This is a genomic window from Bifidobacterium sp., assembly GCF_022647885.1.
In the GTDB taxonomy this organism is placed as follows: domain Bacteria; phylum Actinomycetota; class Actinomycetes; order Actinomycetales; family Bifidobacteriaceae; genus Bombiscardovia.
On record NZ_JALCLM010000001.1, the window covers coordinates 2,213,455 to 2,230,572 of the forward strand.

At 47.9% G+C, this 17,118-nt stretch carries 14 protein-coding genes and 2 tRNA genes; 4 read left to right on the forward strand and 12 right to left on the reverse strand.

The window, feature by feature from the left end:
* Window positions 1-512 precede the first annotated feature (512 nt).
* Window positions 513-1,193 (reverse strand): 3-isopropylmalate dehydratase small subunit, encoded by a 681-nt coding sequence (gene leuD, locus LKI20_RS09310; protein ID WP_291773066.1) that lies wholly within the window; start codon window positions 1,191-1,193, stop codon window positions 513-515.
* A gap of 56 nt (window positions 1,194-1,249) precedes the next feature.
* A complete protein-coding gene (leuC, locus tag LKI20_RS09315; protein ID WP_291773525.1) occupies window positions 1,250-2,653 on the reverse strand; it encodes a 3-isopropylmalate dehydratase large subunit in 1,404 nt (467 codons plus the stop codon).
* Window positions 2,654-2,786: 133 nt separating this feature from the next.
* Between leuC and LKI20_RS09320 the strand changes: the two genes are divergently transcribed.
* The gene (locus tag LKI20_RS09320; protein WP_291773068.1) at window positions 2,787-3,623 is read left to right on the forward strand and encodes an IclR family transcriptional regulator; all 837 of its coding nucleotides are present in this window, start codon (window positions 2,787-2,789) and stop codon (window positions 3,621-3,623) included.
* An 89-nt stretch (window positions 3,624-3,712) separates the two neighbouring features.
* Here the strand turns inward: LKI20_RS09320 and LKI20_RS09325 are convergent, their stop codons facing one another.
* Window positions 3,713-5,182 carry a serine/threonine protein phosphatase gene (locus LKI20_RS09325; RefSeq protein ID WP_291773069.1) on the reverse strand — a complete coding sequence of 490 codons (1,470 nt, stop codon included), beginning with the start codon at window positions 5,180-5,182 and terminating at the stop codon, window positions 3,713-3,715.
* A gap of 229 nt (window positions 5,183-5,411) precedes the next feature.
* On the opposite strand from LKI20_RS09325, the gene LKI20_RS09330 reads away from it, so the two are divergent.
* On the forward strand, window positions 5,412-6,185 hold the full coding sequence (locus LKI20_RS09330) for a (S)-acetoin forming diacetyl reductase (protein WP_291773071.1): 774 nt from the start codon (window positions 5,412-5,414) through the stop codon (window positions 6,183-6,185).
* Window positions 6,186-6,336: 151 nt separating this feature from the next.
* On the opposite strand, the gene LKI20_RS09335 is transcribed toward LKI20_RS09330, so the two are convergent.
* From LKI20_RS09335 to LKI20_RS09340, 3 genes are all read right to left on the reverse strand, one after another.
* Window positions 6,337-6,576 carry a hypothetical protein gene (locus LKI20_RS09335; RefSeq protein WP_291773073.1) on the reverse strand — a complete coding sequence of 80 codons (240 nt, stop codon included), beginning with the start codon at window positions 6,574-6,576 and terminating at the stop codon, window positions 6,337-6,339.
* A 324-nt stretch (window positions 6,577-6,900) separates the two neighbouring features.
* The gene (locus LKI20_RS09860; protein ID WP_366936185.1) at window positions 6,901-7,116 is read right to left on the reverse strand and encodes a siderophore-interacting protein; all 216 of its coding nucleotides are present in this window, start codon (window positions 7,114-7,116) and stop codon (window positions 6,901-6,903) included.
* A gap of 250 nt (window positions 7,117-7,366) precedes the next feature.
* Window positions 7,367-8,431: a TDT family transporter gene (locus LKI20_RS09340; RefSeq protein WP_291773075.1), complete on the reverse strand. Its 1,065-nt coding sequence runs from the start codon at window positions 8,429-8,431 to the stop codon at window positions 7,367-7,369.
* 104 nt (window positions 8,432-8,535) lie between these two features.
* On the opposite strand from LKI20_RS09340, the gene LKI20_RS09345 reads away from it, so the two are divergent.
* On the forward strand, window positions 8,536-9,456 hold the full coding sequence (locus LKI20_RS09345; RefSeq protein ID WP_291773077.1) for a LysR family transcriptional regulator: 921 nt from the start codon (window positions 8,536-8,538) through the stop codon (window positions 9,454-9,456).
* Between the two features lie 454 nt (window positions 9,457-9,910).
* Window positions 9,911-10,657 (forward strand): SDR family NAD(P)-dependent oxidoreductase, encoded by a 747-nt coding sequence (locus LKI20_RS09350; protein WP_291773079.1) that lies wholly within the window; start codon window positions 9,911-9,913, stop codon window positions 10,655-10,657.
* A 201-nt stretch (window positions 10,658-10,858) separates the two neighbouring features.
* On the opposite strand, the gene LKI20_RS09355 is transcribed toward LKI20_RS09350, so the two are convergent.
* The 6 genes from LKI20_RS09355 to nrdD form a co-directional block, all read right to left on the reverse strand.
* On the reverse strand, window positions 10,859-11,242 hold the full coding sequence (locus tag LKI20_RS09355) for a nuclear transport factor 2 family protein (RefSeq protein WP_291773080.1): 384 nt from the start codon (window positions 11,240-11,242) through the stop codon (window positions 10,859-10,861).
* A gap of 323 nt (window positions 11,243-11,565) precedes the next feature.
* Window positions 11,566-11,640 (reverse strand) — tRNA-Gln (locus tag LKI20_RS09360).
* Between the two features lie 44 nt (window positions 11,641-11,684).
* Window positions 11,685-11,757, reverse strand: a tRNA-Glu gene (locus LKI20_RS09365).
* A 64-nt stretch (window positions 11,758-11,821) separates the two neighbouring features.
* Window positions 11,822-13,390 (reverse strand): glutamate--tRNA ligase, encoded by a 1,569-nt coding sequence (gene gltX / locus LKI20_RS09370; RefSeq protein WP_291773083.1) that lies wholly within the window; start codon window positions 13,388-13,390, stop codon window positions 11,822-11,824.
* Between the two features lie 451 nt (window positions 13,391-13,841).
* Complete coding sequence (gene nrdG / locus LKI20_RS09375) at window positions 13,842-14,555, reverse strand: anaerobic ribonucleoside-triphosphate reductase activating protein (protein WP_291773085.1); 714 nt, start codon at window positions 14,553-14,555, stop codon at window positions 13,842-13,844.
* Between the two features lie 24 nt (window positions 14,556-14,579).
* Window positions 14,580-16,994, reverse strand: a complete 2,415-nt coding sequence (gene nrdD, locus LKI20_RS09380; RefSeq protein ID WP_291773086.1) for an anaerobic ribonucleoside-triphosphate reductase — start codon at window positions 16,992-16,994, stop codon at window positions 14,580-14,582.
* Between the last annotated feature and the right edge of the window lie 124 nt (window positions 16,995-17,118).

Sequence of the window (17,118 nt, forward strand, 5' to 3'; positions counted from 1 at the left end):
TTGAATCATGCGACGCTGTTTCTATTTTCAAATCCCTACACAACATGATGCTCAACGACAATCGAGAGATATTCAGCTTGTCAGATGTGCACTTATATGCGGTATTGCGCAGTAATGTACGAATGACACCCTCATTATCAGTAACACGAAGCGATGGAGGAAATTGCGAGCGCAATTTGTAGTCATTGTCATCGCGCGTATCTTCTCGCAGCCGTTATATTCAAACAAGCAGGTATCACCGCATGCGATTGCTGGCCCAGCCTGATTTCTTTGAAAGTTGCGTTTTGCGTTACACCGTATGGCAATCGCTATGGTGATTACCATCACAGCCTTAGCGGCCGCTCACCGAGCCTAAGGAATGCCCACCGGGCATCCCTTCTGACGGCTCAGCTAAGCTCTTGCACTGAGAGGTCCGGTATTCAGCAACAACAGATGCGGCTTCGCCACACAGCCCTACTGCTCCGGCATTCCGTAGGAAATGCCTTCGCTGCCCGAACCTCTGCAAGAGCTTACTAAGCTCTTGCACTGAGAGGTCCGGGCCAATTGTCTTGCTCTTCGCGGGCGGAAGTAATGGAGCGGGAAGGGAGATGCTTTGCAGGAAGAGTCGTTGGCTTGAAAGGGAAACGCTCAGCTCGGCGCTTCTCATAGGCGGTGATGTCCTCTTCGTGTTGCAATGTCAAATCGATGTCGTCAAATCCATTCATCAAACGCCAACGCGTATAGTCGTCCACTTCGAAAGACAGCGTAACATCCCCGCAGGTAGCCGTACGCTCTTCAAGATTCACAGTGATACTGCGGCCAGGCTCCTCTTCTAGCATTTTCCACAGTAGCTCTATAGACTCCTGAGGCATAATAGCGGCAAGCACTCCATTCTTTGCAGCATTGCCATAGAAAATATCCGCGAAGCGAGGAGCAATCACCACACGAAATCCATAATCATGCAAAGCCCATACAGCATGTTCACGGGATGAGCCAATACCAAAATCAGGCCCAGTCACCAGTATTTGCCCGCTAGAGTACCCTTGTTGATTCAACACAAATGTTGGGTCACGTCGCCAAGCATAAAACAAGGCGTCCTCAAATCCAGACTTCGTAACTCGTTTCAAAAATACGGCTGGAATGATTTGATCAGTGTCAACATTCGAACGCCGAAGTGGTACCCCCACACCGGTAATCACATTGAGTTTTTCCATATCTAACGCACCTTTTCACATATCATCACAAATAGCATTCTTCGCGGCTTCGTTCATTACAAATCAATAGGACTGCTGATAGTGCCACGCACCGCAGTCGCTGCTGCCACAAGAGGCGACGCTAAATGAGTTCGACTTCCTTTTCCCTGGCGTCCCTCAAAATTCCTGTTAGATGTTGAGATAGCGCGCTCCCCAGGAACCATCTTGTCAGGGTTCATTCCCAAGCACATCGAGCAACCAGCATTACGCCACTCTGCACCGAAGGCTTCAAAAACCTTGTCAAGGCCTTCGCTCTCTGCCTGTAAGCGAACCCTTGAGGATGCTGGAACCACCAGTACACGATGAATGTTCTTAGCCTTGTGGCGTCCCTTCATTACGGATGCTGCTGCGCGCAAGTCCTCTATACGACCATTCGTGCATGAACCAATAAACACCGTATCTACAGGAATTGCCTTGATGGACATACCCGGTTCCAAACCCATATAGGCGATAGCGCTGGCTGCTGCACGGCGCTGAGTCTCGTCATTAATCTGCTCCGGAATCGGTACATCTGCATTAATAGGTAAACCCTGACCTGGGTTGGTGCCCCAGGTTACAAAAGGCGCCAACTGTGAAGCATCAAGTGTCACTTCCTTGTCAAATACTGCGTCATCATCAGTCTGCAAAGTTTTCCAGTACTCAACAGCGCGGTCCCACATTTCGCCTTCAGGCGCATGCGGACGCCCTTTAAGATACTCATAGGTAATCTCATCTGGAGAAATCATACCTGCCCTTGCACCAGCCTCAATCGACATGTTACAAATGGTCATACGAGCTTCCATTGACAGCTGATGAATGGCCTTTCCTCTATATTCGAGCACATGCCCTTGCCCGCCGCCGGTACCTATTTTGGCAATAATCGCTAAAACGATGTCTTTTGCAGTCACTCCCTCAGGCAAATCACCTTCAACATTGATAGCCATGGTTTTGAATGGTTTAAGACTGAGTGTCTGAGTGGCCATCACATGTTCAACCTCTGAGGTACCTATGCCAAAAGCCAGCGCTCCAAAAGCTCCATGTGTTGAGGTGTGAGAATCACCGCATACCACTGTCATACCTGGTTGAGTTAGCCCAAGCTGAGGACCAACCTGATGCACAATACCTTGATCCGCATCTCCTAGAGCATGAAGTCTAACGCCAAACTCCTTGCAATTGCTTTCCAACGTTGAAATCTGCAGCGCGGAGGTCTTATCTGCAATTGGACGATCGATATCCACTGTAGGAGTGTTATGGTCCTCGGTTGCAATAGTCAAATCTGTGCGACGTAGCCCACGGTGAGCCAGACGAAGACCCTCAAAAGCCTGAGGACTGGTCACTTCATGCATAAGCTGTAAATCAATATATATTAAGTCCGGTGCTCCATCTTGCCCTTGACGCACCAAATGGTCGGCCCAGACCTTCTCGGCCAGCGTTGTTCCCATCATCCACCTCATTCGTTCATCCCGTTCCTGTTTATAGGAACGAAAAGCGTTTTTGTGCCTTGACTCGAGTATGGTGCGTCAATCAATTTCTGGACTTTTGCATTTCACAATATGAGATGGCATAATCCCTTATATGACCTTTAGCGAATCCCTTCCTGAAATAAGCCAAGACCGGCGAAACACCAACGATCTTGCTACACAATCTACCCCTTCACCCTCAGTCACTGTTGAGGACTCAGAAATACATTCTGGTGTCGGGGTTCTTGACAAAACGGTCAAGATACTGGATGCGTTAGAATCAGGACCTTCAACTCTGGGACAGCTCGTTGCAGCAACTGGGCTTGCGCGCCCCACGGCACATCGCCTAGCTATTGCCCTTGAGAGACATCGCTTTGTATTAAGAGACTCACACGGTCGCTTTGTTCTTGGTTCTCGTTTTGCAGAGCTAGCAGCAGCGGCAGGAGAAGACAGATTATTGACAGCAGCAGGTCCAATCCTTCAAACGCTGCTAGACCGCACAGGTGAGTCCGCCCAAATTTTTCGTCGACAAGGCGATCAGCGCGTTTGCATAGCATCTGTGGAACGCAGCAGCGGACTTCGCGACTCTATTCCTGTCGGCGCGATGCTCTCGATGGAGGCTGGATCGGCAGCGCAAATACTGCTCGCCTGGGAGGATTCCGAACGTCTACATCGAGGCTTGCGGCATGCGAAGTTCACAGCCAGCAAACTCGCTGCTGTTCGCAAACGTGGCTGGGCTGAATCCTCAAATGAGCGCGAGGCTGGAGTCTCTTCGATCTCGGCACCCATTCGAAACGCTTCTGGCAGCGTTATTGCAGCGATTTCGATTTCTGGTCCAACTGATCGTATGGGAGCAGCACCGGGACGCCATTATGCCCCTCTAGTTATGGCAGCGGGCAAATATCTCTCAGATGCCATAGTCAAGGCAGCTCCACTTGCAGGAAAGCTCTGAGAAGGTTCTGCGCTATCGATAGCAACTAGATGACGTAGGGTTCTGACAACATTGAGCAGCCTCATATCAGCGCTCTGACATTCTCACGCTCAATGTTTTCTTGAGGCCCTCAATGATGCGAACAGCGCAGCTATAGTTGCTAGAGTGCCGGCTAGCACCCCAGGTTTGCGCAGAAGGTTCACCGCGTCTCCTGTCGAGCTGGGCATATGGCTCAGAGCGAAGGTGTAGGCCTTATGAGTCTGTGGTTTACCCACGAGATCTCCAAACTCTAACAATTGCGTTCGTGGATTGTGCGGGTGACGAATATCAAACTCAAACAACCTCACTGCACGTTTGCGAGGAACTGGTCCATAAGATCCAAAACCACAAGTTGGCGTAGCCCCAAGCATGATTCCATCGTAATTGCCAACGAAACCATTGCGATGGTCATGTCCGGCAAATAGTGCGAAATATCCCTCACTCCTACGCATAATTTCAAATTCGCCACAATCTGTATCTGGGCAACTAATACCCTCACCGAGATAGCTACCGGCTAATGTTTGAGATTCATCCAGAACGTAGCACTGAGAATCGTAAGCACGATAGCCCTGAATCGCGTACGGCGTGGTGGTTGGTACCGGTCGAAGCAATTCATAAAACTGCGGCAATGGTATGTGTTGAAATACAATTGATTTCGTTTGCAGCAAACTAGGCACACGCGCCAAAAATCCTAAAGCTGAACGTGACGGAACACCATAACCACCAGTTTTGGCATAATCACCAGAATCAATAATAGTCAATCCCAGCACGTTTCGCCTGCCTGAAATATCCGTTACGGGCAAGGCAAAGGTACCTGGCTCCATCGCATATGCAGTCTGATTCTGCAATCCTGAAGCTGGTAGTTTACGAGCCAGATCAGGTCTGGCGACCGTGGACTCTGGATTCAAGCAGCCCGGGAACTCACGATAGATGGCATCCATTTCAGCTGTATCCAGCCCACACTGAAAATCATGATTGCCATAAGTAACTGCAAATGGGATACCCCGTTCGATAAGAGGAGACAGAAATTGCGCAATACTGTGTCGAACTAAATCTTTCGTATGGTTAAGGTCACGTTCTCTATCGTCGGCAGACTCCTCATACCTGTCTAGAGAAACGGATTGCAGATCATCATCTGAAGATGAGTCAGTAGCTGATTGGGTGGGTAATCCGTTCACCCCCTGAAGAGCATTACCAAACCAATTACTCACACTGCGACCTGCTGCGTACACGCCATCCCAACCAGTGCTCCAACGACGTTTACGAAATGTTTTCGCATATGCCGCGTCATAACCTGCAATCTGATCACCGGTAAGAATTACCAAATCAGGACGGGAAGCGTCGCATGCTGCCGCAATAAGACTGATGGTGTCTGCGGATATCTTTGGTCCATCCTGAATATCACTGAGCTGCAACACGCGAAACTTTCCTGAATTATGAAATTGTAAACGCCCAAGGCGCGCCGATACTGACACGGCATCACCCTGCAGCAATGAATCGGATTTCGGTAAAGCATTACGTGATGGTCGAGCTTCAATCATGCTCCAACACTACTTCAACACACTGGGTAATCTCAATTACTCGTATGCACTCCCCTGTTTTACAGCTATACCGTGTAAGGTGCGCACATCTCGCTACACACAATTGCTGTGACGCCACTTGCACGTAGTCATCAAACGAATACATATTTCGCGGATATACTGAATGCAGTCACACGCCTTAACGGTGTGAGATCTCTGTCAAAGATGAAGCAACAAGGGGGTTGGCATCATGTCGAAAGAAGTAGCTTTTATTACAGGTGCAGCGCAAGGCATTGGGGAATCTATAGCGCGACGGTTAGTTGCCGACGGCTTCGCTGTCGCCATTGCTGATCTCAACACGAAGCTTGCACAGCAAGTCGCCACATCGATTAGCGATGAGGGTGGTCAAGCTATCGCGATACATCTCGACGTATCTGATCGTGAAGGTTTTGAAGCAGCAGTTCATCAAGCTGCAGATGAACTTGGTGGTCTGAATGTGTTGGTGAATAACGCCGGAATAGCACCGACCACACCTATTGATTCCATTACTCCTGAGCTCTTCGACAAGGTCTATCACATTAACGTTGCCTCATGCATATGGGGTATGCAGGCTGCCGTAGCAGTGTTCAAATCCTTAGGCCATGGAGGAAAAATCATCAATGCTGCGAGTCAAGCAGGCGTCGTAGGTAACGCTAACCTTATGCTCTATAGCTCAACAAAATTCGCAATACGCGGTCTTACACAAGTCGCTGCAAAAGATTTAGCTAAAGATGGCATCACCGCAAATGCCTTCGCTCCAGGAATCGTGAAAACGCCAATGATGATGGATATAGCTCATCAAGTTGCAGTCAATGCAGGTAAAGATGATGAGTGGGGAATGTCCACCTTCTCAAAGGACATCACTCTAGGACGTTTGAGCGAAGCTTCAGAAGTTGCTGCGGGCGTCTCTTTCTTAGCTGGGCACGACTCTGATTACATGACTGGTCAAACATTAATCATTGACGGCGGTATGCAATTTCAATAAATTGCAATAATACATAATGTGCACAGCGGGTCTGTGAGTTTCTTGTATGAGGTGACACGAGAATATTGGTATTCCAACATTCTCATTCACTTACGAAGCAATGAACTCACAGACTTGCTGTGCACATTATGGTTGTAGTTGAAAACTCGTTTTAGAAGGTAATCACGAAGCGATAATCACGCCCGTCAAGGACACTCGATACATAATCGTCCAAATCAGACTTAGTAAAATCCACTCCTATTGAGCGAAAGCCTTTCGCTGCTTCCGACCGCAGAGTGTAGGGCTTCGTTTCATTCCTAGTTGCTCGTAGTCTTCTATCTTCCGCGCTCACACTGCGCGCCATATCCCACTTCTGTTTTTTATCAGAGTGGATTCGCATGCCTTTATGCATAATAATTCTCTTAATTTCTAAACACATCTCTATCTATGACCGGTCCTTCCGGCCTCATATTGTCTTTGTATTCGATGACGACTATACACCTGTGCTACGCAAATGCAACGCTAAGAGCGAATACCGTTGACGATAGACCTCATTAAGCCAATAAACAGATTTCCGTGCAATAATCTGCGCATGGATGACTATGTTCTAGATGGCGACTACGACAGAGAAACCTTACAAGAAATGATAGAGCTACGCGACCTCTTTGAGCTTGGTGTCATAGATGAAACCGAGTTTTCGAATCGCATTGCACTCTTAATGGATTGGTGAGTTTCACTATGCTTCATTCGCCCACTTCGAGGCGGGACCACCGTCAGCATGGATAAAGAAATCGATATCGCATACGTCACTGTATCGCGATATCGAAGAAATCGTGTATCCGCGCTGTACAGCACGTCCACTCGCCAGTGGAAACCATAAACGGATCCAAGAAGCAGCCTCATACAGGGCATCTGGGAAACGCGTCGCACTAGAAAAGGTTATTCTACGCAGCGTATCTCCAACACACTAGTTGTGAATCGATAACTGTTAAATCGAGTAGTTTCGCGCCTAGCACATCAAGCACTGCTCCCTGGAATCCTCTACGCATAGCGTTCTCCTTCCAAGGCATTCAGCTTTCAATAAGCTCAGATTGAGCCTAGGCCTGCAATGTCCACGATTCTAAAGACATATCTGGGAGGTGTAAAGAGTGTGGAACACATTATTAATCATTCATCGCACGATTTCCTCAGTGTTGCACGACTCATGGTGCTATTACTTGCCCACTTTTCTGCCACTGCTGTATCCCGTATTTAACAAATAAGTAGAAGACGTAAGAGACCATGACTATTGCCAATGCTGTTTCAATCCCTTGCAGGATAAACAGCCAAGATGGCACAGCCCAACCAATGCTCTGGAATAATGTCAGTGCTTTGTACAGCGCAGTCGCTGTGATGACGAAAGGAAAGGTCATAGCTGCATATGAAGGAGCGAAGGATATGCTGAGCAACTTTGGTAATCGGCACAACACCATTATCAACAAGGCTTGTGCACAAAGCAACATTACTAATACCAGCACAGGGTTGGGGTTGTTATCCGATGTCGTGTAACCAACGATTGACAGACTCATGGGTGCGGCATAAATGCAGAATGTCGGCTGAACAGCTTGAGGCAAAGCAAAACGGAACATTCTGATGCTTACGACCACGAAGGTCGCGGCATAAAGCACAAATCCACACCAGAATATCAATAGTCCAAGTGGCTGCTGTCCAACTGCTTGCGCTGTTGCCGAAGCGACCACAATCCCCACAAAACCTACGAACCATGTTGGATACACATTCTTAAGACTAAAATCTTTTATAACGAAGCGACTGGCTATGTGAATCATCAAAATGATGTTGCAGCTGACGGCAAAGTACCATAGTGCAACCGCAATCACATGCATCTTCCCCCCAATTGGGGACAAGTAACTGGCATATTGCATTAATGACATCAGCACTGTTGCAGAGACAGGTGCCACAACAGGATTAGACATGTCAGCGCTAAGTACCAGTGAAGGGTGAATTAGACATTTGCCGATGATCGTTACCATAAATGGTAACGGCAGTATAGCGAAAACCCAATGAATCCAGATACTGTCGTTGGGCAAGAGCGTACTCAACAATGCTCCCAGAGCCAATACCCCGAGAGTTAGACCTCCTTTGGGCAGAGGAACTGTGCGATGGTAGTTAACCATTCTCGATTCTGTAACTGTGCCTATATTGGCATTGAGTTCTTGTTGGCGTACTGCAGTGTCCGCTTCTGCAAGCGCGGTATTCATGCTGTTCATACCGCTAGTGTGCAATCAATATATCCATTCTTCAAATTACTATTAAATATATTAATTATTCCATAATGGAATTTAACTATCCACTGACATTACTGAGGTGCTGAATGACGACAGTTAATGATCTGAGTTTCACCCACTTAATCACGCTAGTAGCGGTATTTGAAACAGGCGAATTCACTGCTGCTGCCGACGAACTTGGTATCGCTCAATCTACTGTTTCAAAACGTATTGCAACAATGGAAAGCGCTTTTGGACTACAACTCTTCATCAGAAGAGCAAAAAGTGAATTGCTGCCAACTCCTGCAGGACGTCGTCTCTACGATTCTGCTGCCTCGGTACTACAACAGTGGTCAGATGCGGTGTATCACATGGCTCCAAGCAACTTTCAAAAAACACCGTTTACGCTGATGCTTTCACACACAGCTTCCAGCACTCTCCTACCTCGTGTAATAGCTGGAATGCATCGCCTGCTAGACACCATGGATTTCTCGGCGCATACGATGAATTCTGAACAAATCATTGAGGGGATCATCAAAAAACATGCTCAAATGGGTATCATCGAAAAACCTGTTGATACCGAGACTGTCCAACTCGATGTGTTATGCGAAGATCAGCTAGTATTGGCCGTCAATGCACCGCAAGACCATGAGCTCTCTGCAGAGCAACATGAAACACAACACAACATGGTGCTAACCCCAGATAATAGCTCGTCAATTCCATCAGATGCACTATGGCTGTTACGAGAACCAGGGTCAGGTGTGCGATACTTCACGGACATGTTTTTCAGGACTTTCGGATTATCTCCCTCTCGTGTTGTTGAGCTTGATAGCAACGAAAAAATTTGTTCGGTTTTAGCTTCTGGGATAGGGTGCACGGTGTTATCAAGCCAGTCAGCACCCAATGGCGTGCCCATCTTCAACCTCGGAGACAGTTTTGTACGCCATTTTTTTGCGGTTACGCCTAAAACCGGTTTGAATCCAGATCAACGGATCATAGCTCAAAAAATTATCGAGATACTGCGGTAACTGCTGTGATGTATACCGCACTAACCTCAATCTGACTCATCCAAAGGGATGAACGAAATCACTCCACAGAAGGATTCAAAGCTCCCCGCTGATTCTTTATCATCATCATATGGATTGGTATCTCATAGGCTTTTGGGCCGGATTAATAATTACGTTAGCTGGATTCTTTATCCTCAGCTTGGGCGGCATGTGCTTCAGATTACGAGCATACAGAAATTTACCCGCCTGGGATGGAGCAACCAGACCGTTGCTCCGTTGGGGAATATCTATCCTAATGGTTGGCTTAGTAATATTCTTGCCTGTTCTCTATCACCTCTATATGACGGCATCATGATGCACAAGATGCCTTATGGTGCTGTGAGCGATGAACAGTATTATTCCTTACACCTTCACTCTTGGTGTGTTCTCAAACGATAGCGAATACGATGTTCTTACCTTGTAAAAAGGAGGAACAATGTCAACGGGGACAAGATTCAACAATCAAACAATAATCGTTACAGGAGCGGGGTCTGGGATAGGCAAAGCTACTGTTACACGACTACTACAAGAAGGATGCACAGTAATTGCCACAGATATCAGTGCGCAACGACTTACCGATTTCAAAGCTGAGCAAGGTAATGCTCCTTTAGAAACTGTAGCGGGAGACATCTGCGATGAGTCAGTAATTCAACGCATTATGGAAGCCGCAGGTCCACACATTGATGGTCTGGTAAACAACGCAGGGATAACCGATGGCTTTCTACCAAACGCAGAGGTAGACAACGCCACATGGGATCGAGTTATTGCAGTGAACCTCACTGCTGTTATGAAGCTCACAAGAGCAGTGCTGCCATTGATGATTGACGCAGGTAAGGGATCTATCGTCAATATCTCATCCGAGGCGGCCACGCGTTTGGCGGCAGGAGCGGCATATACGGCTTCGAAATATGCCGTTATAGGGTTAACGAAGAACAACGCTGCATTCTATACGCGTAAGGGAATCAGAACGAACGCTGTCCTTCCAGGAGGAGTCGCGACTAATATCGAGGCACCCTTCAAATCTGAATATGCCATGGAAGTCTTAGGCAAAGCCTTTTCTATGGCTCCTGCACCTGCGTCGTCAGAACAACTTGCTGCTGCAATAACTTGGCTTCTCAGTGATGACTCCGCAAACATTTCAGGTACGGTACTGAATTCTGATGGAGGTTGGAGCACTCTGTAATATTTGCAGGGCTACGCCCCATTAAATACATGTACGACAGCGCATTAACGCTGACGCACATACCAACAGACATGCAGCCATAGCCAGTTCAATAGATGAGTGCCTGAGTCACATGCCAAGGCACTCATCTTCATATTGTTGTCGGTGGAGCTCTATCGCCTCGATAGAACACTGTCACCAACGAAGGAATAGAGACAGCGATTATTTCGCTAAACTCACCGAACCACGTATCACTTGCCAGCGTGAATCGATTAGGTGCCAGTCACGGTGCCATTTCAACAGTCCATGTACACGCTCACCCTGAATAATGTTCACCACCTCTGCCACGACCTCAGTAGAACCTGATGTTTGTCCTTCTCTCACCGCCGAGATCCGCCGACTCACCTCATCCAAGCGCTCAAACTTGGTCTCTCCTGTTTTATGAGATTTCAGGTCATCTTGCTTACTTATATTCTTGCCGTCTATGCCCACAAACACCAGATCATCAGATATCATCCGGTCAAGCGTTGCCACGTCACTATTCTTCATGGCTTGTTGCAAGGCCGTCTCTGCGGCATCCAACGATAACGATTCAGTACTTCTCACGAATCTCCTCCATCTGATTTTATTCATCTTATTATGAGCAGCATTAGCGCTATGCGGCGTGCTTACTAACCCAACATACACTTCAACAGGGCGGAAATCGGCTAAGTATTAATGATGAAGCCATTACACCACGTTTCAGCAATCATGCTCCGGCGTGGCAGCATTCTGGGGTACCAATGGGGTACCTCTAACAGTGAACCCTCGCGGCGTCGTGTGGCTGGCGTCTTGGGGTTGGCACACATGTGGCGCTCATAATTCTCTGAAATAACGATGATGTGGATACAAAAAAGCCCCGCAGCCCTTAAGGCTGTAGGGTTTCATATTGGCTGGGGTACCTGGACTCGAACCAAGAACAACTGAACCAGAATCAGCCGTGTTGCCAATTACACCATACCCCAATTGGCTGGCGTAACAATCGTAAACACGATTGCCGCGTCCGTCGTACCCCCAACCGGATTTGAACCGGTGTTACCGCCGTGAGAGGGCGATGTCCTAGGCCGCTAGACGATGGGGGCCTTCTTCTGTTATCCGCAGCGCGTCTTCCGAAGAAAAAACGCAGCGGATACAGAATATACATGCTTATAAGTTGTTTTGCAAGCTGCGCAGTCTTGCGAGTGTCACAGGTTTACCGATAATCTCCATAGATTCAAACAACGGTGGCGAAACACGCCGACCTGAAACTGCTACACGAATAGGTCCAAATGCGAGTCTTGGCTTATATCCACCCTCCTCAACCAGAACCTTGCTCAGCAGCTCATGGAGTGCATCTGTGTGCCATTCGCCTTCTGGGACCTCTTCCAATGTAGCAACGGCCTTCTCAAGCACCTCACCTGCAGTTGCCTTAAGCTGTTTGCGCGCATCAGCTTCGGGCTCCAGATATTCTGCTGTGCTCAACAAACTCCCAGCCATGCCTGCAACCTCACTTAGCAGACGCACACGCGGCTGAATTAACGGCGCAGCTGCTTGCAAAATGTTGCGCTCACGGTCCGTCAATGCATCCCATGAGTCTGCAGAAACCACACCGTCACGATGCAGGTATGGAATTGCGCGACCTAAGAAATCATCAGGCTCTAGCATGCGAATATGTTCAGCATTGATGGCTATAGCCTTATCAATATCAAAGTGTGCAGGATTAGCTTTAACGTCGCGTATATCGAAGTGCTCAGCTAACTCCTTCATACTAAACACATCGCGGTCAGGCCCAATTGACCATCCCAGCAGAGCGAGGTAGTTCAACAATCCTTCAGGAATAAAACCGTGCTCTCGATGAAGGAAGAGGTTGGACTCCGGATCTCTCTTCGAAAGTTTCTTCTTGCCTTCGCCCATGACATAGGGCATATGGCCAAAGAGCGGCATCTCCTGAGCAATGCCGAGCTCAATCAACGCACGGTAGAGCACAATCTGTCTGGGAGTAGAACTCAACAAATCTTCACCGCGTAGCACTACATTAATGCGCATCATAGCGTCATCAACCGGATTAGTTAGTGTGTAGAGTGGATCACCATTGGGCCTGACTATGACATAGTCAGGTACTGAACCTGCCTTAAAAACAATTTCTCCGCGGATAAGATCATCGAAGGCTACATCATCCTCTGGCATGCGGATACGAATTGCTGGCTTTCTTCCCTCGTTACGGAAGGCCTGCTTCTGCTCATCGGTCAATGTCCGGTCATAGCCGTCATATCCGAAGGCTTTGGGACGCCCCGCGGCAAGGTTACGAGCTTCGATTTCCTCACTGGTTGAGAAAGACTCGTAAGCATAACCTGCGTCAAGCAACTTTGTTGCAACGCTCTTATAAATCTCGGTTCGTTCTGACTGACGATATGGGCCATCAGGACCGCCAACCTCTATACCCTCATCCCAGTCCAGCCCAAGCCACCGGAGCGCATCGATAATTTGCTCGTAGCTTTCTTGAGAGTCACGTGCTGCATCAGTATCTTCAATACGAAACACGAAAGTACCCTTGGTATGACGAGCTTCAGCCCAATTGAATAGGGCTGTACGCACCATACCCACATGAGGTGTTCCGGTCGGCGATGGGCAAAAACGAACACGTACATTACTTGGAAAATCAGTGGTGCTCGACCGGCCTGCCTTAGCATCTGCTGAAACCGTTATTGAATCTTGTTGAGAAGTCTCTTGGGTCATAACCCCTATTGTGCCGCGGCAACGGGACGGCCACACCTACATCACTATTGTTCTTGTGTAATTAGCGTGCTCGCTGTGCAAATCTACTTGTCAAGCATGCAAGGTTATACCCATATGCTCTTATCGCTAGTGTGTCATGCGCAGAAGAATACCGTTTCCACGGTAAGCAGTGTACAACCGCACGACAATACATATCTCGCGCACACAAGGAACTGCGGAATTAAGCGTAATCATCGTTTGTGTAGGGATACTGAAATATCAAGGTCGCAAAATACTTCATGAATGGCGAAATACCGCCATTCATGATTCTGTGGACGGCCCACTGAGATTAAATATCCCTACACAAACGGAGGAACAGACGATATTCAGTGCTCAAAGCAGTGTTTGGCATAGCACTACCCACTGTTTCTACCCAGTGTTTCTACCCACTGTTTCAAGTGAAAATCAGTTCCTAAGCCTTTTGCTCTTCGTCGCGATCTTTACCATATAGTTCAGGTATGAATCGCTCTTGATCGTGCAATTTTGCCCAAATGACTGGGCTACCCGCTTCAACAGATTTCGGCACATCAATAACACGCTGATTTGACGAACCTCTAAATTGAAGCAAACTATTCTTCTCAGATTCCAAGAATCGTCCATCCACCAAGACATCAACCATAGAGAGCAACTCGGCCTTATCTGGCGTTTCACCCTGTCTCATCAACTCTTCCCAGGTGTAGCCAGTCCAGCACCAGATGTCTTTGCTATGCCCAAAACGCTCACGAATTTTATGCAGCAACGGGTTCAACATTGGCGTGTTCAGCATCGGCTCACCGCCAAGTAGCGTCAGACCTTGCACATAAGGCAATGCCATATCGGCTAATATCTGATCCTCAAGTTCAGGCGTATAGGGATGCCCCGAACGAAAATTCCATATAGAAGAATTCCAACAGCCTTCACAGTGAAACGGACATCCACTGACATAGATAGAACATCTGATACCTTCACCATCAGTGACAACAAAACGCTTGTAATCGGCTACTATTCCTCTGCTGAGCTTTCTACCATCCCACTGACCTGCCTTAGGATTATTCGTCAATCCGGAAGGCACCCCTGGGCCACGTCCTGGCTCACCGTGTGCGAAATCACGCCGACCAGGGGCGGTTGCAATGAATGATCCACTCATCGCGTCCCACCCCCAATCTCAATATCACTTGGCGTCATCCCACCATTCCTTGGTGGAACCATCTTTGAGTACCACATGGCCCGTTTCACCCGCCATATGCTTGACGCGATGAGCAATCTCCTCATGACGCCCGTGAACCATCGGACGCTGCACAGGATTACCAAGATAACCACATGTGCGCTTAGTTACATTGCACTTGGCTGGGTCACTGTTACCACATTCAGGGCACTTAAATCCTTCTTCAGTGGGCTCGAAATCACCCTCAAAACCACATTCAAAGCAATGATCTATAGGAGTATTGGTACCGAGATAACCAATACCAATGCCGTAAGCAAAATCCCAGACAGCTTCTAGTGCTTTCGGATTCTGTTGCAGCGTTGGGAATTCACAATAGTTGATGAACCCACCACTAGCAAGATATGGGAAGTCACGTTCATAACTCAGCTTCTCCATCGGAGTAGGACGCAGCCAGACTGGATAGTGGAAGCTATTGGTGTAGAAGTCATGATCAGTCACACCCTCCACTGATCCAAACTTCTCCTTATCCATGCGAGCAAAGCGGTCAGTAAGGCTCTCAGCAGGAGTGGAGTATACGGAATAGTGGTAGCGCTCGGTCTTAGCCCATTGTGCACAGAGCTGGTTCATTCTGCGTACAATGCTCAACGCAAATTCTTTACCCTCCTCATCCCAGGAGTGATCCTTCATCCAGTCCTTGCCAAAGAACACGGCAGTGGCTTCGTAAAGACCGATATAGCCCAAAGAAATCGTCGATCGTTCATCGCGGAAAAGTGAATCCACTTTTTCACTTGCCTCAAGGCGGCCGAATGCACCGTACTGGAATAACGTCGGAGCATTAATAGGTGTTGCCTGCTTGCAGCGCATAATTCTAAACTGCATAGCGTGATGTGCCACATCCATGCGCTGATCAAAAATCTTCCAGAAACGATCCTGGTCACCTCGAGATTCCAAGGCGATACGTGGGATATTAACAGTGACAACGCCGAGATTCATACGACCATCCTCGACATCCTCACCGGTCTTAGGATCAATCCATCCTTGTAAGAAGCTTCTGCAGCCCATAGGAGCCTTGAAAGAACCCGTGATCTTGACGATGTTGTCATAGAACACCACGTCAGGATACATACGCTTGGTAGCACATTCGAGAGCGAGTTCCTTCAAATCGTAATTCGAATCACCCTCATCGGCATTGATGCCATGCTTAATGGTAAACACCAACTTCGGGAAGATAGCAGTATGGCGTTCCTTGCCAAGTCCCCTAATGCGAATCAGCAAAATCGCTCGCTGAATTTCTCTAGAGAACCACGAGGTCCCTAATCCAAAACCAACCGTAACGAATGGTGTTTGACCATTGCTCACACGATTGGAATTAATCTGATACTCCATCGTCTGCATTGCATCGTAAATATTCTTACGAGTGAGAATTTTGGCATATTCTTGTCGAATCTGCTCAAGCTCAGGAGCATCGTGGTCAAAAGGCGTATCAGCAGGAAGAGCCTCGCGGTTCTCAAAATGCAACCACCCTGGTTCCTTGGCCTTCAGGTTTTCGACACTCTTACGAGCAACCTCAAGAGGAGCATTATCAGGAATCACTGCTTCAGCCATATCGAGATTCTTGCGATAATCCAGCATCGCATAAGGCTCAAGCATCTCGTCACACCGATTTACGGTCTGACCGCCATATTGACATCCGGCAATGTCTTTGATGATCTGAGTAATCTGAGTCGAGGCTGTACCAATCGATTTAGGTGAGTCCATCATCGCGTTACCCAGCGCGAATCCATGCTTCAACATGTCACCAAAATCAGGTAGCGAGCAATTCGTCATTGGCGTGAATGGCGAATAGTCAGCGTCATGAAAATGGATATCGCCTTTAAGGTGTGCGTTAGCAACCTCTTTTGGCAACATCGTGAGCGCTGAAGCTTTACTGACTGCACCTGCGAGCAAATCCCGCTGTGTGGCATACACATTGCTGTCTTTGTTAGCGTTTTCACGCACCAACGATTCATCTCTACTGGTCAGTCGCTTCACTGCCTCGTTAACATCAGTAGCTTTTGCACGATCAATATCACGGCTCAGCCGGTAGGTCGTGTAGGAACGAGCAATCTCATAATGATGACCGTTAATTAATGCATGCTCGACCAGGTTTTGGATATCTTCAATTTTGACGGGCTTGGTGTATCTATCACGCACCTCACCTTCAACCTGCTCAGCAATAGCATGAATGGTTTGGCTTTCCTGAGGACCAACTTCTTCGCCGGAATCCTGATATGCCGATTCGACGGCGCTAACGATGTTGACGGGGTCGAAATCTACAATCCTTCCGTCCCTTTTTTCAACGAGAATCCCACCAGCCCTTTTGCCGGTTTCAACATTCTCTTCAACGACGCTTGCGTCGTTATCTAGCAGCTGACTCTCCATAAATCTCTTCCACCTCACACTGACGGAATTACACGTCTGTCATTTATCCAACAAGTCATACGATACACCAGAATCACCATATCTAGGGTTATATGGATAAATCATCACCATATGTAGGGTTTTG